At 61.8% G+C, this 1,604-nt stretch carries 1 protein-coding gene; it reads left to right on the forward strand.

Annotated features, from left to right (window positions below; genetic code table 11):
- The coding region (locus ASB58_RS18460) for a DUF637 domain-containing protein (protein WP_181977975.1) at positions 1-1,604 on the forward strand (1,604 nt) is incomplete at both ends.

The raw sequence follows: 1,604 nt of genomic DNA on the forward strand, positions 1-1,604 counted from the left end.
CCGTCAGCCAGACCATCGACGCCATGGTCGCCGCCGAGCCCGGCCTGGCCTGGCTTAAGGAAATGGAAGCCCGCGGCGACGTGGACTGGCGCCACGTCAAGGAAGTACACGACAGCTTCAGCTACAGCCACTCCGGGCTGGGCGCTGGCGCGCAGTTGGTGATAGCCATTGTAGTGGCAGCCATGGTCGGCCCAGGCGCCAGCGCCCTGGCAGGCGGGGGTACAGCCGGGGCGGTAACCGGCGCCGTCGCCACCAGCGCCGCCACCAACGCGGTCGTCAGCACCGTCAACAATCGCGGAGACTTGGGGGCTGTATTTGACGACATTACCTCCAGCGACGCCGTGAAAGGCTATGTCGTGGCCGGCGCCACGGCGGGTCTCACCGCTGGCGTATACGACAATCTGCTGGGGACCAAGACAAACCCTGTTACCGGACAGGTAGTTGTTGACTTGAGCACGGTTGAAGGGGTTGGCCGCTTTGCTGCCAATCAGGCACTGCAAGGGTCTACCAGTACCGCGCTGTACCGCGCCCTGGGCGAAGACAGCGATTTTAGTCAGGTACTGGGTAACGCCCTGGTCAACACCTTTGCCGCTTATGGCTTCAACCTGGTGGGTGATCTGGGTGATCGCTACCAGCTACCCAGTGGCAGCGCCGAGAAAGTAGTACTGCATGCCCTGATGGGTGGCTTGGCCGCTGAAGCCTATGGCGGCGACTTTGCCAGTGGCGCGCTGGTGGCCGGCGTCAATGAGTTGGTGGTTGCCGACCTGAATGCGCAGTTTGATGGTCTGCCGGATGAGCAGCGCACTGCGCTGCTGGTCATGAACTCCCAGCTTATAGGTGTGCTCTCTGCCGCACTGCTAGACCCAGACGGTAGCGAAGGTCAGCTTGAGACGGGCGCCTGGGTTGCAGCTAACGCAACCAACTACAACTTTTTGAATCACCAAGATGTCGAGCGCTTTGAGCAAGAAATAGAAGGCTGTCATGAGCGAGGTGACTGCGAGCAGATTCGTGACCGCTATCTTGAGGTCAGCGACGCGAACCGAGAACGCCTGGCTGCATGCGACGTCAGTGGCAACTGTCAGCTCATCATGGAAGAAATTCAGGCCGGCCGCAGCGCCCTGGATGGGTTACGTGGAGAAGCCGCAGCGGTGGCAGAGGCGGCGTTCCGCCCTCGCCAAATCACAGACCTGGCGCAAGCCAACAACGCCATCGTGCAGGCCGCGCAGCGCGAGTGGGATGCCTATGCAGAACAGGCCAATCGGCAACAGGCCGAACAGCTGCTGCAACTAGCCGAAGACCCTGCTGCGATGGCAGCCTGGGTAGAGGCCCAGGCCACAGAGGACTACCTTGTAGCACTGGAGCAGGAACTGTCGCTCGCGCAAGACGCAGCTCTGACCGGTATGTCCGATGCCGAACTTGACCTGTACGCCCCAGGCTGGCGGGAGCATCGTGACCAGATGTTGGTTGCCACCGGTTACGTCAAGGACGGGGCAGCGGTGGTCGGTGACGTACTGGAGCCCGGTGTGCTCGACGCCATTGGCCCAGCCGCCAAAGTAGCGAAGCTGCTAGGCGTGTTTGCGGTTATACACAAAGCCGGAGAGGCG

This window comes from Pseudomonas abyssi (genome assembly GCF_003444685.1).
GTDB classification, from domain to species: Bacteria; Pseudomonadota; Gammaproteobacteria; order Pseudomonadales; family Pseudomonadaceae; genus Halopseudomonas; species Halopseudomonas abyssi.